The organism is Streptomyces sp. NPDC045021 (genome assembly GCF_056432645.1).
The window spans coordinates 508,340-531,597 of sequence record NZ_JBWKIQ010000003.1 but is presented as its reverse complement, the minus strand read 5'-3'; the positions used below and the strand labels follow the sequence as shown (position 1 = coordinate 531,597).

Genomic DNA, 23,258 nt, shown 5'->3' with positions numbered 1-23,258 from the left:
GAGCCGTTGATGACGCTTCCCCTGCGCCTCGCGCAGCCCTCCGCCGTCCTTTCCGACAGCGGCCTTCCCGACGCCGATGACGTCGTGGCCCACACCCTGCTCAACTGCCTGCTCCGCGAGGTCTCGGGACCCGAGCACCAGACCGCGGTCGCGGACGGCCACCTCCTGCTGCGGCTGCCCCGCGCGGGGGCGCTGCTGCGCGTCGCGCTGCGCCGCACGTCACTGATCGGCGCCCACCGCTTCACCGGCCCCGTCTCGGAGCAACACGCGGACGAGTGGAAAGAGTTGGACTGGTACCGGCTCGCCGAGTACGTGTACGACGAGCTGTCACTGCGGACCGGCGTGCGCAACGACGAGTTCCTGGACCAGATCGTCTCCAGCCACCGCGGCGTCACCGCCGCCCTGTCGCTCCCCCGGGGCGTGTCCGGTATCGACGGTGACGGTGTGCGCCCCCCGGCACCCGACTACCTGGAGTCCGAGCAGTCCCTGCTGTTCGGCCACCGCTTCCACCCCACCCCCAAGGCGCGCACCGGCGACCCCGCGTCGTGGGCCGCGTACGCCCCCGAGGCAGGCGCGACGTTCCCGCTGCGGCACTTCGCGGTCCGCGAGCACCTGATCGCGGAGGAGCGCAGCGAACCCGGCGCCGCCGACCCGCTGGACCGGCTGCGGCCGGTGCCCGCCGGATACCGGCTGCTGCCCGCGCACCCGTGGCAGTACGGGCTGCTGCAGGACCACCCGGCACTGCGCGCGGCCCTGGCCGGTGGCGACATCCTCGACCTCGGCACCGGTGACGCGCACGCGACACCGACCGCGTCGGTCCGCACCCTGTACGACGGCGACACGTTCCTGAAGTTCAGCCTCAACATCAGGATCACCAACTGCCTACGGAAGAACGCCGCCTACGAACTGTCCGGCGCGGTCGCGCTCACCCGCCTGCTGGAACCCGTCCTCACCGACCTGGCGGGGCGTTTTCCCGACAGCGCCGTGCTGCGCGAGCCCGCCTACCGCAGCCTCGCCCTGCCCGGCGCCGACGGTCGCCCGGACATCGGCCTGCTGGAGGGCTTCGGCGTCATCGTCCGCGACGGCCTGGCCGCACATCTGCGCCCCGGCGTCACCCCGCTGCTGGCCGCCGCCGTCGCCGACGAGTACCCCACCGGCTCCGCGCACATCTCGCTGCTCCTCGACGGGGCGGGCCCGCAGGCCGCCCTCGACTGGTGGACGGCGTATCTGCGACTGCTGCTCCCACCGGTGCTCGCCGCCTACTTCGACCACGGCGTCGTGCTGGAACCGCATCTGCAGAACGTGCTGATCGGGGTGGACGACGACGGCTTCCCCGTCCAGGTCCTCTTCCGCGATCTGGAAGGCACCAAGCTCGTCCCCGAGCACCACGCCGCGACCCTCGCGGCGCTGCCCGCCGAGGTCGCGACCCCGATGACGTACGACGCGGAGCGCGGCTGGGACCGCGTCGTCTACTGCCTGCTCGTCAACCACGTCGCCGAACTGCTCGCGGCCCTCGCCGATCTCCATCCACAGACCGAGACGGCCCTGTGGGCGGGGGTGCGCACCGTGCTGCGCGAGTACGCGGACGACAACGGCTGCCCGCCCCGGCTCAGCGCCCTGCTCGCCGGCGTCCCGCTGCCCGCCAAGGCCAACCTCCTCACCCGCTGGGAGCGCAAGGCCGACCGCGAGGCCGGCTACGTACGGCTGCCCTCGCCGCTGGCCGAGGACGTGCTGTCCGGGGCGTCGGTCGCGGGCCCGGTGGGCGCCGGAACCGGCCGCGGCGACGCCGACGGCGACAGCGACCACACCGAGCCCTGGAGCGCCCGATGACCCCGACTCCGCCTCCCGCCGCCGGCGCGCCGATGCTCACCGACGCGGTCCGCGAACGCGCCGCGTACCTCGCCGCCGACGACCTGCCCGCCTACCTCTACGACCTGGCGGAACTGCGGACCCACGCCGCCGCCGTACGGGCCACGCTCCCCGAGCGCGTCGAGCTCTACTACGCCGCCAAGGCCAACCCCGAGCCGGAGATCCTGACCGCGCTCGCCCCGTACGTGGACGGTTTCGAGGTCTCGTCCGGCGGCGAACTCGCCCACGTGCGCAAGGCCGTCCCGAACCGCCCGCTGGCGTTCGGCGGCCCCGGCAAGACCCCGGCCGAGATCGAGGCCGCGCTGGACCTGGGCGTGGAACGCTTCCACGTGGAGAGCGAGTACGAGCTGCGCATGCTCGGCCACCTCGCCGCGCGACTGGCGCCCGGCCGGACCGTTCCCGTGCTGCTCCGCTTCAACCTGCCGGTGCCGGGCGCGGCGCTGGAGGGCAGTTCGCTGGCGATGGGCGGCCGCCCGACACCGTTCGGCCTCGACCCCGCGCAGGCGGACAGCGCGGTACGGCTGCTCACCGACGGCAGCCATCCCCAGCTGGAACTGCGCGGCATCCACGCCCATCTCGCCAGCGGTCTGGACGCGGCGGCGCAGCTCGCGGTGGCCGGGGAAGTGGTCTCCTTCGCGGCCGGCCTGGCCGCCCGGCACGGCATCGCCCTGCCCGAGGTGAACCTCGGCGGCGGTATGACCGTCGACTACGACGCCCCGTCCGCCCGATTCGACTGGACCGCGTACGGCGAAGGGCTCGCGCTCCTCACCGCCGCCCACCCCGATCTACTGCTGCGCATCGAGCCGGGCCGCGCCCTCAGCGCCTACTGCGGGTGGTACGCCACCGAGGCGCTGGACGTGAAACCCAGCCACGGCGAGGAGTTCGCCGTTCTGCGCGGCGGCACGCACCATTTGCGCACCCCGGCGACCAAGGGCCACGACCAGCCCTGCGCGGTCCTGCCCGTCGACCACTGGCCCCACCCCTGGCCGCGCCCCACCGCCCAGCAGGACCACATCACTCTCACCGGCCAGCTCTGCACCCCGAAGGACGTCCTCGCCCGCCGGGTCCCGGCACCCGGTCTGCGGGCCGGGGACCGCGTGGTGTTCGCGCTGGCCGGGGCGTACGCGTGGAACATCTCGCACCACGACTTCCTGATGCATCCCCGGCCCGGCTTCCACTTCCTGGGCAGTGCTTGAATCGGACCATGACCGATCATGAAGTGCTCCGGGTCTTCGTCGGCCCCGACGGCCGGGGCGGCAACCTGCTGGGCGTGGTGACCGGCGATTCCTCCGCCACGGCCGACCGCCAGGCGATCGCCGCCGAACTCGGCTACAGCGAGACGGTGTTCATCGACGACGCCGACCGCGGCGACGTACGGATCTTCACCCCGAGCGTGGAGCTCCCCTTCGCCGGCCACCCGCTCGTCGGCACCGCCTGGCTCCTGAAGTCGCCCCTGCTGCGGCCCCCGGCCGGCGACGTACCCGCCTGGACCGAGGGCGACTTCACCTGGATCCGCGGCCGCGCCGCCTGGGCCCCCGGCCGCCGCACCGAGCAGTACGCGACGGTCGCCGAAGTAGACGCCCTGCCCTCCCCGCCACCCGGCGAGGGCTGGCTCTACGCCTGGGCCTGGGCGGACGAGTCCGCGGGCCGCATCCGCGCCCGCGGCTTCCCCCGTCGCGGCGACGCCATCACCGAGGACGAGGCGACGGGCGCCTCCGCCGCGGTCCTCACCGCCGAACTCGGCCGCCCCCTGGACATCCGCCAAGGCACCGCCTCCCAAATCCTGACCCGCCCGGGCCCGGACGGAACGATCGACGTGGGCGGCCGAGTCGCAAGGGTGCGCTGAGGCAGGTACCGGGGCTTCGTCACGTCACGCCACTTTCGTCGGCGTATCCAGCTCGAACCACACCCCTCGGCGATCCGCCGCCCCGCACCGATCGGCCAGCGCCTCGACCAGGAACAACCCGCGCCCGCCCAACGCCTCCTCCGGCACCCGGACCACACCGAACCGAACCGCGCTCCCGTCGATGACAGTCACGCGCACCTGCCCCGGCGCCACCCGGACCCGCAGCAGTAAATTCGCCCCAGCGGCGTGCAGATAGGTGTTCGTGACCAACTCCGACGTACAGACCGCCGCCGAGTCGGCGAGCTCGTCGCACCCGATCGCGCGCGCCACCTCCGCCACGAGTCCCGGCAGATCTTCGGCGCGGTCGCTACACGGGCGCTGCGCAGCGTGAACGAGTGGGAACGTGCGCCGCGAGGGGCGGCTGGGCGGGACTGCGGGTTTCGGGGTCCATGAGCCAACTCCCTTGTGCGGCACGCCACGTAGCGGGCGCAGCGATGCGAAGTGTTTTTCTGCGTCGCTTCGCGCCTTGACCGGGCGGAGGGGGAGACAACGGCGCTGCGCGCCTGCCAGTGGGGCCGGTCCGCTGCGCGGCCCGGTGATGTGCAGGGAATCCGGTCCGCTGCGCTTCCCGGTCGGGTGGGTGCGGGTTGCTGGTGGTGGGGCGCTTGGGGCACATCACGGCAAGGAAAGCGGATCAAAACTCCCCCTCCCTGGACACACCACCCTCGCACCGCTCTGACCCGCACCACCCACCGCACCCGACCCGTCCGCACCGCCCGAACCCGCACCACCCATATATCGCGGGCGTCCCGGGCACCCGATGCGTAGGGTCTGGCGGATGACTCTTTCGCATGATGTGGTCGGGGACGGACCGGCCGTGGTGCTGCTGCATTCCGGGGTGTGCGACCGGCGGATGTGGGATGCGCAGTGGTCGGATCTGATCGATGCCGGTTACCGAGTGGTGCGCTGTGACTTCCGGGGGTTCGGGCGGAGTCCGGTGCCGGACCGGCGCTACAACAACGCCGACGATGTGCTGGAACTGCTCGACGTTCTCGGCATCGGGCAGGCCGCACTGGTGGGTTCCTCGAACGGCGGGCGGGCCGCCCTGGAGATCGCCGCGCGCCGGCCGGAGCGGGTGAGCGCTCTGGCGCTGCTCTGTTCCGCGTTTGCCGGGCATGAGCGCAGTGCTGAACTGCAAGCGATCGGTGCACGCGAGGACGAACTGATCGAGGCGGGCGACGTCGCCGGGGCGGTGGAGCTGATGGTCAACACCTACGTGGGTCCGGAGGGCGGGCCCGAGGTCCGGGCGGCGGTGCGCGAGATGCAGCGTCATGCGTTTGAGGTGCAACTGGCCGACGCCGAGGAGTTCGAACCCATCAGGACCGAGTTCGACCTGTCGGCGGTCCAGGCACCGTGCCTCGTCCTGTCGGGCGGGCACGACGTGGTGGACTTCCGGCAGATCGCCGCCCGGCTGCACGACCTGCTCGCGGACGCCCGCCACGTCGAACTGCCCTGGGCGGGCCATCTGCCCAGCATGGAGCGGCCTTCCGCCGTCACCGCACTGCTCGTCGACTTCCTGCACGAGAGCGTCCCGACGACGGGACGGTGACCCGCCGGGCCGCCAATCGCGGTGCGCGATAGCGTGGACGGTATGACGATCGAGCGTACTGCCGGCCGTATATCGGCCACGACGTTGACCGCCATCGCCGGGTTGCACGTCGCCTGGGGTCTGGGTTCACCGTGGCCGCTCTCCGATCGTGAAGCGCTCTCGGACGCGGTGGCCGGCCGTCCGACCACGCCCGCCCCTGCGGCCTGCTTCGCCGTCGCGGGCGCCCTGGGGACCGCGGCGCTGCTGGTCTCCGGGCGGCCCAAGAGCCGCCCGGCGCTGTCCCGGCTCGGTGCGGCCGGCGTCGCGGCGGTGCTCGGTGTGCGGGGCGTGATGGGAGTGTCGGGGCGGACCGACCTGCTCTCCCCCGGCTCGTCCTCCCCCCGCTTCCGGCGCCTCGACCGGCTCGCCTACGGCCCGCTGTGCCTCGCGCTCGCCGCGTCGACGGCGGTCGCCAGCCGACGAGGCAGGTGAGCCCGGCCCCGTCGACCGCGGAAACCGCGTCCGCTGTCCGCTGCCCGGTGCACACGCCTCGTGCATACGCGGCCCGCTCTCTAAGCTGACCGCCGGGGGATCCGGATTTCGGCCAGCGACACGAGGAGAACCGGTCACATGGGCTGGACTGCGAACGACATCCCCGACCAGACCGGCCGCACCGCTGTGGTGACCGGGGCCAACAGCGGCATCGGATACTGCGCGGCCAAGGAGTTGGCGCGGCACGGCGCGCTGGTCGTCCTGGCGTGCCGCAGTGAGGAGCGCGGGCAGGCGGCGGCCGACCGGTTGGTGGCCGAGGTGCCGGAGGCGCGAGCCGTCTTCCAGCGGCTGGATCTGGGGGATCTGGCGTCGGTGCGGGCTTTCGCGGAGGAGTTCGAGGGCGACCGGCTGGACCTGCTGGTGAACAACGCGGGCGTGATGGCCCTGCCGTACACGCAGACCGCCGACGGGTTCGAGACCCAGTTCGGGGTCAATCACCTCGGTCACTTCGCCCTGACGGGACTGCTGCTGCCGAAGCTGCTCGCGACCCCCGGGGCCCGGGTCGTCAGCGTCTCCAGCGGCATGCACGCGGTCGCCAACGTCGATCTCGGGGATCTCAACAGCGAGCGCCGCTACCGCCGCTGGATCGCTTACGGCCGCTCCAAGAGCGCCAACCTGCTGTTCATCCACGAGCTGGCGCGGCAGTTGGAGACCACGGGCGCGGATGTGGTGGCCGCCGCCGCGCACCCCGGCTACGCCGAAACGAACCTCCAAACGGCGGGCGCGAAGCTGGAGGGTCGCAAACGCGCCGAGCGCATCATCGGGATCGGCAACCGGATCATCGGGCAGTCGGCCGAGGCCGGCGCGCTGCCGACGCTCTACGCCGCCACCGCACCCGATGTGGCGCCCGATTCGTTCACCGGCCCCCGCTGGCAGGGCTGGCGCGGCGCCCCCGCCCGCTCCTGGCGCGCCTCCTGGACGAAGGACGACCGCGCGGGCGAGCTGCTGTGGACGGCGTCCGAGCAACTGACGGGCGTGACATACAAGTTCTGACGCGCAGGTTCTGACGTACGGGAACGGGCGCACGGAAACGGGCGCGCACCAACGGGCGCACGGAAACGCCCCGTTGCTCCAGGTCCCCCACGCGCGGGTGCTACGAGCCGTAGAGCTGCTCCAGCACCCGCGCGACCCCGTCGTCATCGTTCGTGGCGGCTCGCAGCGGCGCCGCGGCCAGGACGTCCGGGTGCGCGTTGCCCATCGCGTAGCCGGCGCCTGCCCAGGTCAGCGTGGACAGGTCGTTCGGCATGTCGCCGAAGGTGATCACCTCGGAGGCGCCGATCCCGCGGGCCGCGCACCACAGGGCGAGCGTGCCGGCCTTGGTGACGCCGGGCGAGCTGATCTCCAGCATTCCGGAACCGCCGGAGTGCGTGACCTCGACATCGGTGAGCGCGGCGTCGTGCGCCGCGGTCATCATCACGTCCGCGTGGTGACGGGCGGAGTGCACGAGGAGCTTGACGATGTCCTCGTCGGACTCCCACAGTTCGGCGGCGGTCTCCACGATCACTTCCTGGAAGTCCTTCTTCCCGAAGTCCCGCTCGCTGAGGAGGCGGTGGCCGGTCTCCAGGGCCAGCGTCGAGCCGGGCAGCACCGCGACGAGTGCCTCCGCGGCCTTGCGCGCGACGGCTGTCGGCATCAGGCGCGCGTCGAGGAACAGCCGGCCGGGAACGTCGTAGACGATCGCGCCGTTGCAGCAGATCGCCGTCCCCTGGTGTCCCGCGCCCTCGGCGATGCCGTCCACGTAACGCGGCGGCCGGGCCGTCACGAAGACGACCTCGGCACCCGCGGCCTCCACCGACCGCAGCGCCCGCCGGGTCCGCTCCGAGACCGTTCCGTCGCTGCGCAGCAGCGTGCCGTCGAGGTCGGTGGCCACCAGCCGGGGAAGGGTACGGGGCGGAGAAGCAGTCATGTTCGGATCATGGCAGATGCGCCGGAAAAGGGTGGAGACGCAGGGTGGAGGCCGGACGTCGTGGGGTGAAACGGCGGACGGCGCAGAGAAGGGCGTGCAAGGAAGAGACAAGAGTGAAGGGCGGGGAAAGGGGTGGGGGCGGCGTCTCCGCACGAGACGCCGCCCCCGGTGAGGGTGGAGATGGTTCTACGGGGTGACCGCAAGCGGGCCGCTCACCGGGATCGGGCCGGTCACCGGCTGTCGTTGCCGGACGGCGCCGCCGCCGCGCGACCCGCTTCGAGGCGGGCCACCGGGATGCGGAACGGGGAGCAGGAGACGTAGTCGAGTCCGACCTCGTGGAAGAAGTGGACGGACTCGGGGTCGCCGCCGTGCTCGCCGCAGACGCCGAGCTTGAGGCCGGGGCGCGCTGCGCGCCCGGCTTCGCAGGCGGAGCGGATGAGGGCGCCGACGCCGTCCCGGTCGATGGTCTCGAACGGGGAGACGCCGAAGATGCCCTTCTCCAGGTACGCGGTGAAGAACGAGGCTTCCACGTCGTCGCGGGAGAAGCCCCAGACCGTCTGCGTCAGGTCGTTCGTGCCGAAGGAGAAGAACTCCGCGGCCTCGGCGATCTGGCCGGCGGTCAGCGCGGCGCGCGGCAGTTCGATCATCGTGCCGAGCGTCAGCTTGAGGTTTATGCCGGTGGCGGCCTCCACCTCGGCGATGACCTTCTCGGCCTCCTCGCGGACGATCTCCAGCTCCTGGACGGTGCCCACGAGCGGAATCATGATCTCCGGACGCGGATCGCCCTTCATGTTCTTGCGGTGCGCGGCCGCTTCGGCGATCGCCCGTACCTGCATGGAGAACAGGCCGGGGATGACGAGGCCGAGCCGGACGCCGCGCAGGCCGAGCATCGGGTTCTGCTCGTGGAGCTTGTGGACGGCCTGCAGCAGACGCAGATCGTTCTCGTTGGCGTCCTTGCGGGACTCCGCGAGCGCCACCCGCACCGACAGCTCGGTGATGTCGGGCAGGAACTCGTGCAGCGGCGGGTCGAGCAGCCGCACCGTCACCGGGAGTCCGTCCATCGACTCGAAGAGTTCGATGAAGTCGGCCTTCTGGAGCGGCAGCAAGGCACCCAGTGCCTCGTCGCGCTCGCTGTCGGTGTCGGCGAGGATCAGCCGCTCGACCAGCTCGCGCCGCTCGCCGAGGAACATGTGCTCGGTACGGCACAGGCCGATGCCCTGGGCGCCGAAGCGCCGCGCGCGGTTGGCGTCCTCGGCGTTGTCAGCGTTGGCCCGTACTCGCAGCCGGCGGACCCGGTCGGCGTAGGCCATGATCCGGTGGACGGCCTGGACCAGCTCGTCGGCGTCGTCGGCGCCCGCGTGCATCCGGCCCTCGAAGTACTCGACGACCGGGGACGGGACGACCGGCACCTCGCCGAGGTAGACCTTGCCGGAGGAGCCGTCGATGGAGACGACGTCGCCCTCTTCGACGACGATCCCGCCGGGCGCGGTCATCCGGCGCCGCTTGGTGTCGACCTCCAGCTCCTCGGCGCCGCACACACAGGTCTTGCCCATGCCGCGGGCGACGACGGCGGCGTGCGAGGTCTTGCCGCCGCGCGAGGTCAGGATGCCCTCGGCGGCGATCATGCCGTTGAGGTCGTCCGGGTTGGTCTCGCGGCGGATCAGGATGACCTTCTCGCCGGACCGCGACCACTTGACGGCGGTGTACGAGTCGAAGACTGCCTTGCCGACGGCCGCGCCGGGCGAGGCGGCGATGCCCCAGCCGAGCCGCGTGACCTTCGAGTCCTCCTCGAAGCGCGGGAACATCAGCTGCGCGAGCTGCGCGCCGTTGACCCGCTGCAGCGCCTCGGCCTCGTCGATCAGCCCCTGGTCGACGAGTTGGGTGGCGATCCGGAAGGCGGCCGCCGCCGTGCGCTTGCCGACGCGGGTCTGCAGCATCCACAGGTGGCCGCGCTCGATGGTGAACTCGATGTCGCACAGGTCCTTGTAGTGCGTTTCGAGCGTCGTCATGATCTGCATCAGCTGGTCGTAGGAGGCCTTGTCGAGGCCTTCGAGATCAGCGAGCGGCACGGTGTTGCGGATACCCGCGACGACGTCCTCGCCCTGCGCGTTCTGCAGGTAGTCGCCGTACACGCCCTGGTGGCCGGTGGCCGGGTCGCGGGTGAAGGCGACGCCGGTGCCCGAGTCGGGGCCGAGGTTGCCGAAGACCATCGAGCAGATGTTGACGGCCGTGCCGAGGTCGCCGGGGATGCGCTCCTGGCGGCGGTAGAGCTTGGCGCGGTCGGTGTTCCACGATTCGAAGACCGCGCGCACGGCGAGGTCCATCTGCTCGCGCGGCTCCTGCGGGAACTCGCGGCCCGCCTCCTTGAGCACGATGCCCTTGAAGTGCTCCACGAGCTGCTGGAGGTCGGCCGCGTCGAGTCCGAGATCGCTCTCGGCGCCCTTGGCGCGCTTGACCTCTTCGAGGGCCTCCTCGAAGAGCTCGCCGTCGACGCCCATGACGGTCTTGCCGAACATCTGCAGCAGCCGGCGGTAGGAGTCCCACGCGAAGCGCTCGTCCCCGGCCTGGGCGGCGAGCCCGGCCACCGAGGCGTCGGACAGGCCGATGTTGAGGACCGTGTCCATCATGCCGGGCATGGAGAACTTGGCCCCGGACCGCACGGACACCAGCAGCGGGTTGTCCGGCTGCCCGAGCTTCTTGCCCATCTTCTGCTCGAGGGCGTCGAGGTGCGCACTCACCTCGTCGCGGAGCTCCGCCGGTTCGTGGCCGGAGTCCAGGTAGACCTTGCACGCCTCGGTCGTGATGATGAAGCCCGGAGGGACGGGCAGACCGAGGTTGGTCATCTCGGCGAGGTTCGCACCTTTTCCGCCGAGCAGGTCTTTGAGTTCCTTGTTGCCCTCAGTGAAGTCGTAGACGAACTTCTGCGATACCTGTTCCGACACGGGACTCGACTCCTCGTGAGGTCCCCCCGGACAGGGTCTGGGGGAGGGATGCCCTGACGGCGGGGAGCGTACCCATTCCCAAGGCTTTGCAGTACGTCCATCACCACATCAGACGGCCGTAACCACTCGTCTGCCACTAGATCGAAAGTAACGCGCCCGGGCAGCCGGCATCGAATTCCGTTCACTTGTCGAACAGATGACCGCGCAGCGTGCTGTGATCACCGAACGCCGTTCACCCTGCGTGAGAATTCGTTGATCAAGTGGAGAAACCGGGATGGCACTCAGTGCCATCCCTTGGAGAGGTGCAGTCATGATTCCGCGCTCATCTGAGCGCAACCCCCATCAAACGTGGCGTGAATCACGCGGTCATCGGGGCCCGGTTGGACGCCACATCTCACCTTTCGGACGTCCGAGGACGCCTGACGGGAGGGTCAGCCGCCCGACGTGTCCAGTTCGGCTTCCGGGCTGACGGCGGCGCAGTCGTACGGGTCGTTCAGCCAGCCGTCCGGGAGGACGACGCGGTTGTTGCCCGCGGTGCGGCCGCGCGGGCCCTCGGCGCTTTCGGGCCAGGGCTGGTCGAGGTCCACGGCGGCCAGGTGCTCGTCCAGCTCGGCGAGGGAGGAGGAGACGGCGAGGCTGCGGCGCAGCTGGGAGCCGACCGAGAAGCCCTTGGTGTACCAGGCGACGTGCTTGCGGAAGTCGACCACGCCGCGCGCCTCGTCGCCGATCCACTCGCCGAGCAGCTCGGCATGGCGCCGCATGACGACGGCGACCTCCTTGAAGGTCGGCCGGGCCTGGGCGTCCCCGCCCTCCATCGCGCTGACCAGGTCGCCGAAGATCCAGGGGCGGCCGAGGCAGCCGCGGCCGACCACGACGCCGTCGGCGCCGGTCTCGCGCATCATGCGCAGGGCGTCGTCGGCGCGCCAGATGTCGCCGTTGCCGAGCACCGGGATCTCCGGGACGTGCTCCTTGAGGCGGGCGATGGCGTCCCAGTCGGCGGTGCCGCCGTAGTGCTGTGCGGCGGTGCGGCCGTGCAGGGCGACGGCGGTGACGCCCTCCTCGACCGCGATCCGGCCGGCGTCGAGGTACGTCAGGTGGTCGTCGTCGATGCCCTTGCGCATCTTGATGGTGACGGGCAGGTCACCCGCGTTGCCGACCGCCTCGCGCAGGATCGAGCGGAGCAGGTTCCGCTTGTACGGGAGGGCCGAGCCGCCGCCCTTGCGGGTCACCTTGGGCACCGGGCAGCCGAAGTTGAGGTCGATGTGGTCGGCCAAGCCCTCGTCCGCGATCATGCGGACGGCCTTGCCGACGGTCACCGGGTCGACGCCGTAGAGCTGGATGGAGCGCGGCTTCTCGGTCGCGTCGAAGCGGATCAGCCGCAGCGTCTTGGAGTCCCGCTCGACGAGCGCGCGAGTGGTGATCATCTCGCTGACGAAGAGCCCCTTGCCGCCGGAGAACTCACGGCACAGCGTGCGGAAGGGCGCGTTGGTGATGCCGGCCATGGGGGCGAGCACCACGGGCGGCCACACCGTGTGCGGGCCGATCTGAAGTGGCATGGTGGCGTCAGCGGTCATTGCCCCATTGTCGCGTACGCCGGACGGGGATTTCGATGTACCGTTCACGTATATGTGTGCCCTTGGCCACGAGGGACGACCACAGGTGAGCCGGAACGACCACGGAGGCCCGAAGTGCCGGAACTGAGTCCCCGGCGCCGCATGCTCGTGCTGGCGATCTGCTGCATGAGCCTGCTCATGGTCAGCCTCGACAACACCATCCTCAATGTGGCGCTGCCCTCCATGCAGAAGGAGCTGCACGCCTCGGTCGCCGGCCTGCAGTGGACGATCGACGCGTACACGCTGGTGCTGGCCTCGCTGCTGATGCTCGCCGGTTCGACCGCCGACCGGATCGGCCGCCGCCGGGTCTTCCAGACGGGTCTGGTGCTCTTCACCGCGGGCTCGGTGCTCTGCAGCCTCGCGCCCAGCCTCGGCTGGCTGATCGTCTTCCGGATGGTGCAGGCGGTCGGCGGCTCGATGCTCAACCCCGTCGCGATGTCGATCATCACCAACACCTTCACCGACCCGCGGGAGCGGGCCCGCGCGATCGGTGTGTGGGGTGGAGTCGTCGGTGTGAGCATGGCGGCGGGCCCGGTGCTCGGCGGGCTGCTGGTGCAGACCGTCGGCTGGCGATCCATCTTCTGGCTCAACCTCCCGGTCGGATTGCTCGCCCTGGCCCTGACCGCCCGCTACGTGCCCGAGTCGCGCGCCCCCAAGGCCCGCCGGGTGGACCCGGTCGGCCAGCTGTTCGTCATCGCCCTGCTCGGCTCCCTGACCTACGCGATCATCGAGGCCCCGGACGCGGGCTGGACGTCGGCACTGATCCTCGGCTGCCTCGCGGTCTCCATCGGCTCGCTCGCCGGGCTGCTGAGCTACGAGCCGCGCCGCAGGGACCCGCTGATCGAGCTCGGCTTCTTCCGCAGCGCGCCCTTCAGCGGCGCCACGGTCATAGCGGTGAGCGCCTTCGCCGCGCTCGGCGGTTTCCTCTTCCTCAACACCCTGTACCTGCAGAACACCCGCGGGCTCTCCGCCCTCGACGCCGGGCTCTACATGCTGCCGATGGCCGTCATGTGCCTGGTCTTCGCCCCGCTGTCCGGGCGGCTGGTCGCCAGCCGGGGGCCGCGGCTGTCGCTGGTGCTCGCGGGTACCGCGATGACGATCAGCGGCGTGATGTTCGCGGCGTTGGACGCCGAGTCCTCCAACACGCTGCTGTTCACCTCGTACGTCGTCTTCGGTATCGGGTTCGGGCTGGTCAACGCGCCGATCACCAACACCGCCGTGTCCGGGATGCCGCGCTCGCAGGCCGGGGTGGCCGCCGCCGTCGCCTCCACCAGCCGGCAGGTCGGGCAGTCGCTCGGGGTCGCAGTGATCGGCGCCGCCATCGCCGCCGGGCTGCACACCACCGCCTGGTGGATCATCGCGGGCTGCGGCGCCGTCGTCCTGGTGCTGGGCGCGCTGACCACCGGCCGCTGGGCCGCCGGAACCGCCGAACGGGCCGCGGCGCGGCTGCTGGAGCCGGCGCCCCGTCCCGTCGGGACCGAAGCGGTCACGAACTCCTGACTACGACCGGCCCGCCGACGCGAGAACCGGCCGCGCGCCCGCCGACGCCGGAGCAGGCTCCGCGCCGTTCGCCGCGAGCTCCGGCTGCGCACCGGCCGCCGGGGAGGTGCACAGCGCGTACAGCCGGTCCAGCCGGGTGCGCGTCACCTCGTCCGCCGGGGTGTACGTCACGAGCCGCGGCCCGGACCGCGGGCCGAGCCACAGGTGGGTGAAGTCGAAGGTGAGCAGCCCGACCTGCGGGTTCAGATAACGCTTGGAGCGGTTGTCCGGCTGCAGCACCTCATGGCGGTCCCAGGCCTCGCAGAATTCCGGTGACGCCTGCTGGAGGCGCTTGAGCAGCGACTTCCAGGCCGGCTCCGCGAGGTGCTCGGCCATGGAGGACCGGAATTTGGCGGCCATCAGCCGAATCACCTCTTCCCGGTCGATCAGCGCCTCGCGCCAGGCGGGATCGGTGAAGGCGAGCCACATGATGTTGCGGTCCTCGAAGGGCCGCGCGTCCAGGTCGTCGACCAGCCGCCCGTAGGTGCGGTTGTACGCGATCACGTCGTGCCGGCTGTTGGCGACGAACGCGGGCAGTGGTTCCAGCTGCTCCAGCATCAGGCGGATCTGGTCCGACATGCCGGGGCAGTCGGCGTAGGGGCTGGGGTCCGCGACCCCGGCGAGGGTGAACAGGTGGACGCGCTCGTTCGGGTCGAGCATCAGGGCGCGGGCGATGGCGTCGGCGACCTGCGCGGACACCTGGATGTCCCGGGCCTGCTCCAGCCACGTGTACCAGGTGACGCCGACCGCGGCGAGGCCCGCGACCTCCTCGCGGCGCAGCCCCGGCGTGCGGCGGCGGCGCCCCGGCGGCAGTCCGACCTGCTCGGGAGCGATGCGCTCGCGGCGGCTGCGCAGGAACGAGGCGAGCTCGCGCCGCTTGATGTCGGCGCCCGACTCGTGCTGCGCGGGGGTCGTCGTCGTAGGCATGCTTCCAGCATGCCCGATCGCGCAGCCAGTTGCGTGGTGGTTCTTATACCTGGATAAACGCTCTCTGGTACCACCCTGAAAACGGGCGCATGGTTGCTCACGTGACTCCAATGGAACGCACTCCCGTCCTTTCCTCCCGTGCCCAGGTCCTCCCCCGCGTGACGCGCCTCGGGACTCCCCGGGCCACCGGGAGCCCCTCCGGTCCCGCCGGTTCGGCCGGTCCTGTGCTGACCGCACTCGGCCTGTTCACCGTGCTGCTCGGCGCGGCCCTGCCGCTGATCGACTTCTTCATCGTCAATGTCGCGCTGCCGACCATCGACCGCGACCTCGCCGCAGGGCCGGCCCTGCTGGAGCTGGTGGTGGCCGGCTACGGCACCGCGTACGCCGTGCTCCTGGTGCTCGGCGGGCGGCTCGGCGACATGTTCGGCCGCCGCCGGCTCTTCCTCGCCGGTATGGCCGCCTTCGGTCTGACCTCGCTGGCCTGCGGGCTGGCGCCGGACGCCTGGACGCTGGTCGGCGCGCGGGTGGCGCAGGGCGCCGCCGCGGCCCTGATGCTCCCCCAGGTGCTCGCCACCATCCAGTCCTCCACCGCCGGACCGCGGCGCGCCCGCGCGCTCAGCCTGTACGGCGCCACGGCCGGCCTGTCGATGGTCGCCGGTCAGATCCTCGGCGGCGTGCTGGTGGCCGCCGACATCGCGGGCACCGGCTGGCGCGCGGTGTTCCTGGTGAACGTGCCGGTCGCCCTGATCGGCCTGGTCCTGGCGGCGCGCAGCATCCCCGAGACCCGCTCCGAGCGCCCGGCGCCGATCGACGTCCCGGGCACCGTACTGCTGGCCGTCTCGCTGGTGACGCTGCTGGCGCCGCTGACCGAGGGCCGGGCCTCCGGCTGGCCGCTGTGGACCTGGATCTCGCTGGCCGCCTTCCCCTTCTCGGCCTACGCGTTCTACGCCGTCGAGCGCCGCGCGGACCGGCAGGGCCGCACCCCGCTGGTGCCGCCGAGCCTGTTCGCACTGCCCGGCATACGGCGCGGGCTGCCGCTCGTCCTGCCGTTCTCCATCGGCTTCGGCGGCTTCATGCTCGTGATGGCGGTGGCCCTGCAGCAGGGTCTGGCCTTCGGACCGGTCGCGGCCGGTGTGGCGATGGCGCCGCTGGCCGCCACCTTCTTCGCGGCCTCCCTGATGGGCCCGCGCCTGGTGACGCGGTACGGCAGCCGGGTGGTCACCGTCGGCGGCCTGATCCAGGGTCTCGGCCTGCTGCTCCTGGTGGGCGCCGCCCTGTACGACTGGCCGCACCTGGGCGCGCTCGGCCTGGCGCCGGGCATGGCGGTGGCCGGCTTCGGCCAGGGCCTGCAGCTCCCGGTGCTCTTCCGCATCGTGCTCGCGGAGATTCCGGCGGAGCGGGCGGGCGTCGGCAGCGGCGTCATGGTCACCACCCAGCAGTCCGCGCTCGCGCTCGGCGTGGCGACGCTCGGAACGCTCTTCCTCGCCCTGATCCCCTCGGCCGGTATGCGGAACGCCCTGGTCATCACGCTGCTCGTGCAGCTCGGCGCGGTCGCGCTGACGATCCTGCTGAGCCTGCGGCTCCCCCGCCACGTCTCCTGAGCCGAGTGGAATGACAATTATTGAAATCTGTCACTCCATATGCCATGCTTCAGTCATCCCCTCCTCCACCGTCCAAGGAGCACCCCGTGCTGAAGCACCGCACCCTCGGAACCACCGGCCCCTCCGTCTCCGCCCTCGGCCTCGGCGCCATGGGCATGTCGGCCCTCTACGGCGGCACTGACGACGTCGAGTCGACCGCCACCATCCATGCCGCCCTCGACGCCGGCGTCACCCTCATCGACACCGGCGACTTCTACGGCATGGGCCACAACGAACTCCTCATCCGCGACGCCCTGCGCAGCAGCTCGCAGGGGCGCGACCAGGCCGTCATCAGCGTCAAGTTCGGGGCGCTGCGCGACATCGACGGCGGCTGGTCCGGCTACGACGGCCGGCCCGCCGCCGTGAAGAACTTCCTCGCCTACTCCCTCAACCGCCTCGGCACCGACCACATCGACATCTACCGGATCGCCCGCGTCGACCCCGGCGTGCCGATCGAGGAGACCGTCGGCGCCATCGCCGAGCAGGTCCAGGCCGGTCACGTACGGCACATCGGCCTCTCCGAGGTCGGCGCGGACGCGCTGCGCCGGGCCGCGGCCACCGCCCCGATCTCGGACCTGCAGATCGAGTACTCGCTCTTCTCCCGCGGCATCGAGGCGGAGATCCTGCCCACCGCCCGTGAGCTGGGCATCGGCGTCACCGCGTACGGCGTGCTCTCCCGCGGGCTGCTCAGCGGCCACTGGACCCGCGAGCGCTCCGAGCAGAGCAGCGCCAACGGTGACTTCCGCGGGATGAGCCCGCGCTTCTCCGGCGACAACCTGGACCGCAACCTCGGCCTCGTCGAGGCGCTCCGCAAGATCGCCGGGGCCAAGGGCGTCAGCGTCGCGCAGGCCGCGATCGGCTGGGTGCTGGCGCAGGGCGAGGACATCGTGCCGCTCGTCGGCGCGCGCCGTCGCGACCGCCTCACCGAGGCGCTCGGCGCCCTGGACGTCACCTTCGACGCGGCCGACCTCGCGGCCATCGAGGCCGCCGTCCCGGCCGGCGCCGCGGCCGGCGACCGCTACCCGCAGGCGCAGATGGCCCACCTGGACAGCGAGCAGTAGCCCTCCCGGCGGGTCAGGTAAGTGAGCACCTGCGGCGGGGGTGCGGGTACGTAGGTCCCTGCGGCACCGTTGCGCCTGCGGCGGGCTTTCCCCACCCTCCCGCCCATTGCCTCCCGGCGGGGTCGCCTGCGGCGGACTTCGGACACGCCTCCGCACCCGCACACTGGGGACGTAGCACCCCGCACCGAAAGGCCACCATGCCGCCCGTGACCCTGACCACCGACCGCATCCTCGAAGCCACCGAGGACGTGCTCCGCCGCTTCGGCCCCGCCAAGGCCACCGTCGTGGATGTGGCGCGGGCCCTGGGCGTCAGCCATGGCACCGTCTACCGGCACTTCGCCAGCAAGGCGGCGCTCCGCGAGGCCGTCACCCAGCGGTGGCTGGACCAGTCGCACTCGACGCTGTCCGCCGTCGCGGCCGGGCCGCAGCCCGCGCCCGTACGGCTGCGGCAGTGGCTGACGGAGCTGTTCGCCTCGAAGCGCCGCAAGGCCGGCGGTGACCCGGAGCTGTTCGCGACGTACATGGCGCTCGCGGGCGAGGCCAGCGCGGTGGTCGCCCGGCACGTCGAGGACCTGGTCGGGCAGCTCGCGGGCATCGTCGAGGACGGGGTCGGTCGCGGAGAGTTCTCGCTGCCCGCATCCGTCGACCCCGCCACCGCCGCCCGCGCCGTCTGGGACGCCACCGGCCGCTTCCACGACCCGGCGTACGCCGCCGAGTGGTCGCAGCCCGGTATCGACGCCGCCTTCGACGCGGTCTGTGACCTGCTGCTGCACGGACTGCGGGCTCAGGGCGCGGCCGGCGCCCCCGGCACCCCGGACGCCGCCGGATCCCCGGACGTGTAGCCGACGTCCACCGCGCCCGATCCCGCCGTCGCGTCGATGATCCGCGGCGAAGTGCTCTCCTCCAGCCCCGTGGCGTACTCCCGCGACCCGCTCCCGCTGCGCCCGACCACCTGGTAGTGGGAGCCCGGCGGGACGCCGATCGTCACGGAGCCGGAGCGCACCTTCGCCGTCACCCTGTCGGGGGCGGCGGCGAACGACAGGTCCAGCGAACCGGAGTTCGCCCCCACGTCGGCAGTCCGGAAGGTGAGCCCGGTGCCGTCGATCGCACCCGATCCGGTGCGGGCCCAGATGGTGCCGCCGACATCGGTCAGGGTGGTCGACCCCGAGGTGCTCGTCAGGTCCAGGCGGCCGGTGGTGCCGCGCACCTCGGTGGAGCCCGAGGTGCCGACGATCTGGATCTCGATCTCCGGCGGGACGTCGAACTCCAGCTTCACCGAGCAGTCCAGCCCGGTCAGCGACCACCAGCCGGGGCACTCCGCCTGCACCTTCAGGACACCGCCGTCCCACACCTTCCTGACCTGCGGCTTCGTCGTGGACCAGGTCAGCGTCTGCTTGACGCGCACCTGGCCGGCGGGCCCGGGGCGCACCGTCACCGACGCGCTGCCCGCGTCCACCTGCAGCCGCTGGACCCGTCCCGCCGGAGGGAGTTCGAGCGTCTGGGTGGGCTCGGGCCGGTGCCCGCCGAAGTACGCCCAGGTCTCCACGGCCATCGGCGACACGATGAACAGCGCGCTGATCACCGCGACAACGAGCCATGCCCCGCGGTGCTTCCGGCGCCCCGCACCCACGGCGCCTCCGGCGCTCACGCCCCCTCCAGGAAGCGCAGTACGGCGAGCACCCGGCGGTGGTCGCCGTCGGCCTGCGGCAGATCCAGCTTGGCGAAGATGTTGTTGATGTGTTTCGCGACCGCGCTCTCGCTGACCACCAGGTGCTCGGCGATACCCGCGTTGGAGCGGCCCTCCGCCATCAGCGAGAGCACCTCGCGCTCGCGCGGTGTCAGCCGCTCCAGCGGGTCGGAGTTGCGCCGCAGCAGCAGCTGCGCGACCACCTGCGGGTCCAGCGCGGTGCCGCCGTTCGCCACCCGGCGCAGCGCGTCGATGAACTCCTCGACGTCCGCGACCCGTTGCTTGAGCAGATAGCCGATACCGCCGCCGCGCGCCGACAGCAGATCGGCCGCGTACCGCTCCTCGACGAACTGGGAGAGCAGCAGGACGGCGGTGTCCGGCCACTGCCGCCGGATCATCAGGGCGGCCCGTACGCCCTCGTCGGTGAAGCCGGGCGGCATCCTGACGTCCACCAGGGCCAGTTGCGGCCGGTGTTCGTCGACGGCCGACAACAGGGCCTCGGCGTCGCCCACTTCGGCGGCGACCTCGAAGCCCGCGGTCTCCAGGACCTTGGCCAGTCCGATGCGCAACAGGACCGAGTCCTCGGCGATTACAGCCCGCACGGCAACTCCACAGTGATGATGGTCGGGCCCCCTGCGGGGCTGCTGATCCTGATCGATCCGTCGACGGAGCCGACGCGCTGCGCGAGCCCGGCGAGTCCGGTACCGCCCGCCACGTCCGCGCCGCCGATCCCGTCGTCGGTGACGGTCACCCGCAGGACGTCCTCGCGCGACCGCACCGCGACGTCCACCCGCTCCGCCCGGGCGTGCTTGGCGACGTTCGCGAGCGCCTCGGAGACCACGAAGTACGCGACGGCCTCCACGGTGGGCGAAGCGCGCCGCTCCATCTCCACCTTCAGATGGACCGGCAGCGGCGCCCGCGCGGCCACCCCGGACAGCGCGGCGTCCAGGCCCCGGTCGTCCAGGACGGCCGGGTGCAGGCCGCGCACCAGATTGCTGAGCTCCTCGATGGCCTCCTTGGCCTCGCGGTGCGCCTCGTCGATCACCCGGCGCGCCTCGGGCGGCAGGTCCTTGAGGGTGGCGCGGGCCAGGCCCAGGTTCATCGCGAGGGAGACCAGCCGCTGCTGCGCGCCGTCGTGCAGATCGCGTTCGATCCGGCGGCGTTCGGCGTCCGCGGCGTCCACCACCCCCGCCCGGCTCTCGGCGAGGTCCTCGACGCGGCGCCGCAGCTCCTTTGCCCGGTTGGGCCCCAGCAGCGCGGCGGCGGCCGAGGTGTCGAGCCGGGCGACGCCGGCGGCCAGGAAGGGCGCCAGGAGCAGCAGGACGATCCCCACGACGGTGACGAGCGTGTACCGCTCGGTCCAGCCGGGCAGCCGGTCCTCCACGGGCAGCGCCCACACCCAGGAGAAGACCAGCGCGCCGAAGATCCCCGCGACCCAGGAGCAGACGACGAGCACCGCTCCGGCCGCCGCCAGCGGGGCCGCCACCAGGTGGTAGCCGAACTGCCGCCAGGTCGCCTCCGAACGCAGCCACTGCCAGCCGCCGCGCGGGGTGTACCAGGGGTGCGCCCTCGGCACCCGGGGGACGTTCAGCCCCAGCAGCGACCAGAACCGGCTGCGCTGGAGCAGCGTCAGCGGACCGCACACCAGGGGCAGCGCGGGCAGCAGGATCACCGACCGCCAGTCCGTCACGAGGTCGAAGACCAGCAGCGCGCTCACCCCGGCCAGCGGCACGCCCGCCGTGACGAACGCCGTGTTGCGCCATGCCCAGGCCGACCACGGGGCGTACCCGGCGGCTTGCTGGAGTGCACGCCGCAGCGGCCCTGTTGATGCCATGCGCTCACCGTAGAGCCCCAGGTGGGGCGGTGTGCATCCCGTAGGGGTCCGCTCTCGGGGTATAGCCAGCACCACCACAGGTCGGACCCGGGCGTTACTGACCTTCGCGGGCCGGACGACGAGGCTTGTTCCCGTACCCGACCGCCGGGTCCGGAAGGAGTTCACCACCATGTCCGTCCTGGAGATGCCGGCCACCCGGATCCGTCCGACCGCCACCGAGCACGGCAGCACCGGTGCCGAGATCATCGAGTTGTACGCCGTCCCGGAGCGGGAGCCGCGCCGGCCCAGACCGCTCGGCTACGTCCTGATCGCGCTCGGACTGGCCCTGATCCCCTGGCTCTTCGTCCTCGCGACCTCGCTCCCGGCCACCGCGCAGGCGTCCCACTGGTCGACGGCCTGGGTGGGCCTCGACGCCCTGGAGGCCGTCGGCCTCATCGGCACCGGCCTGCTCCTGCGCCGCCGCGACCACCGCCGCGGCCTCGCGGCGGCCGCCACCGCGATGCTGCTCGTGGTCGACGCCTGGTTCGACGTCACAACAGCCGCCCCGGGGGCGGACGTCGCGTCCGCCCTGCTGATGGCGGTCTTCCTCGAACTGCCGCTGGCCGCGCTGTGCGCGGTGCTGGCCGTACGGACGTCCGCACACGCAAACGCCGGCGGGGCTGGAAAATCCAGCCCGGCCGGCGTTTGAGGCGATTCGTGCAACCCGCCTGGAGGGCGACTAGTGCTCTGGCCTTTCCGGTCAGAGCACTAGCAGCCGAGGAGCCGACCGCCGAGGTACGACTGGATCTGGTCCAGTGACACGCGCTCCTGCTTCATGGTGTCGCGCTCGCGCACCGTCACCGCGTTGTCGTCGAGGGTGTCGAAGTCCACGGTGACGCAGAACGGCGTACCGATCTCGTCCTGACGGCGGTAGCGGCGGCCGATGGCACCCGCGTCGTCGAATTCGATGTTCCAGTTCTTCCGCAGGTCGGTCGCCAGGCCCTTGGCCTTCGGCGACAGCTGCGGGTTGCGGGACAGCGGCAGGACGGCGACCTTGACCGGCGCCAGGCGCGGGTCGAGGCGCATGACCGTGCGCTTCTCCATGACGCCCTTGGCGTTGGGCGCCTCGTCCTCGTTGTACGCGTCGAGCATGAAGGCGAGCATGGCGCGGTTGACGCCCGCCGCCGGCTCGATGACGTACGGGAACCAGCGCTCGCCGGCCTCCTGGTCGAAGTACGACAGGTCCTGGCCGGAGGCCTCGGAGTGCGCCTTGAGGTCGAAGTCGGTGCGGTTGGCCACACCCTCCAGCTCGGAGAACTCGTTGCCACCGAAGTTGAAGCGGTACTCGATGTCAGTGGTGCGCTTCGAGTAGTGCGACAGCTTCTCCTTGGCGTGCTCGAACCAGCGCATGTTGTCCGGGTTGAGGCCCAGGCCGGTGTACCAGTTCCAGCGCTGCTCCATCCAGTACTCGTGCCACTGCTCGTCCTCGCCCGGCTTGACGAAGAACTCCATCTCCATCTGCTCGAACTCGCGGGTCCGGAAGATGAAGTTGCCGGGCGTGATCTCGTTGCGGAAGCTCTTGCCGGTCTGGGCGATACCGAACGGCGGCTTCTTGCGCGAGGTCGTCTGCACCTGGGCGAAGTTGGTGAAGATGCCCTGGGCGGTCTCCGGCCGCAGGTACGCGACGGAGCCCGCGTCCTGGGTCGGGCCGAGGTGCGTCTGCAGCATGCCGGAGAACTGCTTGGGCTCGGTGAAGGCGCCCTTGTTGCCGCAGTTCGGGCAGTTGATGTCGGCGAGACCGTTGGCCGGCGGACGGCCGTGCTTGGACTCGTACGCCTCCTCCAGGTGGTCCGCGCGGTAGCGCTTGTGACAGGAGGTGCACTCGGTCAGCGGGTCCGAGAACGTCGCGACGTGGCCGGACGCCTCCCAGACCTCGCGCGCCAGGATCACCGACGAGTCGAGTCCGACAACGTCGTCGCGCGAGGTGACCATGGAGCGCCACCACTGGCGCTTGATGTTCTCCTTGAGCTCGACGCCGAGCGGCCCGTAGTCCCAGGCGGCCTTCGAGCCGCCGTAGATCTCACTGCACGGGAAAACGAAGCCTCGGCGCTTGCTCAGGCTGACGATGGTGTCGATCTTGTCGGCGGCCACGGTGCTCTCTTCAGTACGACGAAGCGGTCAGTTGCCCCAGGTTACCGGCGGGCCCGGCCCCCATATCAAATCGGTTCCGGTGGAACTCCGGGGACCGAGGGCAATTGACAATCGTTTCCACTTC

At 71.6% G+C, this 23,258-nt stretch carries 20 protein-coding genes; 11 read left to right on the top strand and 9 right to left on the bottom strand.

Annotation, left to right across the window (positions count from 1 at the left end; translation table 11 throughout):
* Window positions 1-9 precede the first annotated feature (9 nt).
* Genes AC07DC_RS13630 through AC07DC_RS13620 form a run of 3 tightly spaced genes read left to right on the top strand, consistent with a single transcriptional unit; the run spans window position 10 to window position 3,715 of the window.
* On the top strand, window positions 10-1,830 hold the full coding sequence (locus AC07DC_RS13630; protein WP_478914532.1) for an IucA/IucC family protein: 1,821 nt from the start codon (window positions 10-12) through the stop codon (window positions 1,828-1,830).
* The gene (locus AC07DC_RS13625) at window positions 1,827-3,065 is read left to right on the top strand and encodes a type III PLP-dependent enzyme (protein WP_478914531.1); all 1,239 of its coding nucleotides are present in this window, start codon (window positions 1,827-1,829) and stop codon (window positions 3,063-3,065) included. The genes AC07DC_RS13630 and AC07DC_RS13625 overlap by 4 nt, the downstream gene beginning before the upstream one ends.
* Window positions 3,066-3,073: 8 nt before the next feature.
* Entirely contained in the window at window positions 3,074-3,715 is a 642-nt protein-coding gene (locus tag AC07DC_RS13620) for a PhzF family phenazine biosynthesis protein (protein WP_478914530.1), read from the top strand.
* A 24-nt stretch (window positions 3,716-3,739) separates the two neighbouring features.
* Here the strand turns inward: AC07DC_RS13620 and AC07DC_RS13615 are convergent, their stop codons facing one another.
* Window positions 3,740-4,054, bottom strand: coding sequence for an ATP-binding protein (locus AC07DC_RS13615; RefSeq protein WP_478914529.1), 315 nt, complete (start codon window positions 4,052-4,054; stop codon window positions 3,740-3,742).
* A gap of 499 nt (window positions 4,055-4,553) precedes the next feature.
* On the opposite strand from AC07DC_RS13615, the gene AC07DC_RS13610 reads away from it, so the two are divergent.
* From AC07DC_RS13610 to AC07DC_RS13600, 3 genes are all read left to right on the top strand, one after another.
* A complete protein-coding gene (locus tag AC07DC_RS13610) occupies window positions 4,554-5,324 on the top strand; it encodes an alpha/beta fold hydrolase (RefSeq protein WP_478914528.1) in 771 nt (256 codons plus the stop codon).
* A 42-nt stretch (window positions 5,325-5,366) separates the two neighbouring features.
* On the top strand, window positions 5,367-5,795 hold the full coding sequence (locus AC07DC_RS13605; RefSeq protein ID WP_478914527.1) for a DUF3995 domain-containing protein: 429 nt from the start codon (window positions 5,367-5,369) through the stop codon (window positions 5,793-5,795).
* A gap of 138 nt (window positions 5,796-5,933) precedes the next feature.
* Entirely contained in the window at window positions 5,934-6,848 is a 915-nt protein-coding gene (locus AC07DC_RS13600; RefSeq protein ID WP_478914526.1) for an oxidoreductase, read from the top strand.
* 100 nt (window positions 6,849-6,948) lie between these two features.
* Here the strand turns inward: AC07DC_RS13600 and AC07DC_RS13595 are convergent, their stop codons facing one another.
* From AC07DC_RS13595 to dusB, 3 genes are all read right to left on the bottom strand, one after another.
* On the bottom strand, window positions 6,949-7,761 hold the full coding sequence (locus tag AC07DC_RS13595) for an HAD family hydrolase (protein WP_478914525.1): 813 nt from the start codon (window positions 7,759-7,761) through the stop codon (window positions 6,949-6,951).
* A 230-nt stretch (window positions 7,762-7,991) separates the two neighbouring features.
* Complete coding sequence (gene ppdK / locus AC07DC_RS13590) at window positions 7,992-10,703, bottom strand: pyruvate, phosphate dikinase (protein WP_478914524.1); 2,712 nt, start codon at window positions 10,701-10,703, stop codon at window positions 7,992-7,994.
* A 431-nt stretch (window positions 10,704-11,134) separates the two neighbouring features.
* Entirely contained in the window at window positions 11,135-12,277 is a 1,143-nt protein-coding gene (gene dusB, locus AC07DC_RS13585; RefSeq protein WP_478914523.1) for a tRNA dihydrouridine synthase DusB, read from the bottom strand.
* Window positions 12,278-12,391: 114 nt separating this feature from the next.
* Here dusB and AC07DC_RS13580 point away from each other — a divergent pair, with 114 nt between their 5' ends.
* On the top strand, window positions 12,392-13,816 hold the full coding sequence (locus AC07DC_RS13580; protein ID WP_478914522.1) for an MFS transporter: 1,425 nt from the start codon (window positions 12,392-12,394) through the stop codon (window positions 13,814-13,816).
* Here AC07DC_RS13580 and AC07DC_RS13575 read toward each other — a convergent pair whose 3' ends face one another.
* The gene (locus AC07DC_RS13575) at window positions 13,817-14,782 is read right to left on the bottom strand and encodes a helix-turn-helix transcriptional regulator (protein WP_478914521.1); all 966 of its coding nucleotides are present in this window, start codon (window positions 14,780-14,782) and stop codon (window positions 13,817-13,819) included.
* 158 nt (window positions 14,783-14,940) lie between these two features.
* Here AC07DC_RS13575 and AC07DC_RS13570 point away from each other — a divergent pair, with 158 nt between their 5' ends.
* The 3 genes from AC07DC_RS13570 to AC07DC_RS13560 all read left to right on the top strand — a co-directional run bounded on the left by AC07DC_RS13570 (window position 14,941) and on the right by AC07DC_RS13560 (window position 18,325).
* Window positions 14,941-16,383, top strand: coding sequence for an MFS transporter (locus tag AC07DC_RS13570; RefSeq protein WP_478914520.1), 1,443 nt, complete (start codon window positions 14,941-14,943; stop codon window positions 16,381-16,383).
* 89 nt (window positions 16,384-16,472) lie between these two features.
* A complete protein-coding gene (locus AC07DC_RS13565; RefSeq protein WP_478914641.1) occupies window positions 16,473-17,483 on the top strand; it encodes an aldo/keto reductase in 1,011 nt (336 codons plus the stop codon).
* A gap of 197 nt (window positions 17,484-17,680) precedes the next feature.
* Complete coding sequence (locus AC07DC_RS13560; protein ID WP_478914519.1) at window positions 17,681-18,325, top strand: TetR/AcrR family transcriptional regulator; 645 nt, start codon at window positions 17,681-17,683, stop codon at window positions 18,323-18,325.
* Here the strand turns inward: AC07DC_RS13560 and AC07DC_RS13555 are convergent.
* From AC07DC_RS13555 to AC07DC_RS13545, 3 genes are read right to left on the bottom strand one after another with little or no spacing between them, the layout of a single operon-like run.
* Window positions 18,268-19,131, bottom strand: a complete 864-nt coding sequence (locus tag AC07DC_RS13555; protein ID WP_478914518.1) for a DUF4097 family beta strand repeat-containing protein — start codon at window positions 19,129-19,131, stop codon at window positions 18,268-18,270. The two genes, AC07DC_RS13560 and AC07DC_RS13555, sit on opposite strands and share 58 nt — an antisense overlap.
* On the bottom strand, window positions 19,128-19,772 hold the full coding sequence (locus AC07DC_RS13550) for a response regulator (RefSeq protein ID WP_478914517.1): 645 nt from the start codon (window positions 19,770-19,772) through the stop codon (window positions 19,128-19,130). Before AC07DC_RS13550 ends, AC07DC_RS13555 begins: the two co-directional genes overlap by 4 nt.
* Window positions 19,760-21,004 carry a sensor histidine kinase gene (locus AC07DC_RS13545; protein ID WP_478914516.1) on the bottom strand — a complete coding sequence of 415 codons (1,245 nt, stop codon included), beginning with the start codon at window positions 21,002-21,004 and terminating at the stop codon, window positions 19,760-19,762. The genes AC07DC_RS13550 and AC07DC_RS13545 overlap by 13 nt, the downstream gene beginning before the upstream one ends.
* 169 nt (window positions 21,005-21,173) lie before the next feature.
* Between AC07DC_RS13545 and AC07DC_RS13540 the strand changes: the two genes are divergently transcribed.
* A complete protein-coding gene (locus tag AC07DC_RS13540) occupies window positions 21,174-21,692 on the top strand; it encodes a hypothetical protein (RefSeq protein ID WP_478914515.1) in 519 nt (172 codons plus the stop codon).
* Between the two features lie 59 nt (window positions 21,693-21,751).
* Here AC07DC_RS13540 and AC07DC_RS13535 read toward each other — a convergent pair whose 3' ends face one another.
* Entirely contained in the window at window positions 21,752-23,134 is a 1,383-nt protein-coding gene (locus AC07DC_RS13535) for a glycine--tRNA ligase (RefSeq protein WP_250975825.1), read from the bottom strand.
* Window positions 23,135-23,258: the final 124 nt, after the last annotated feature.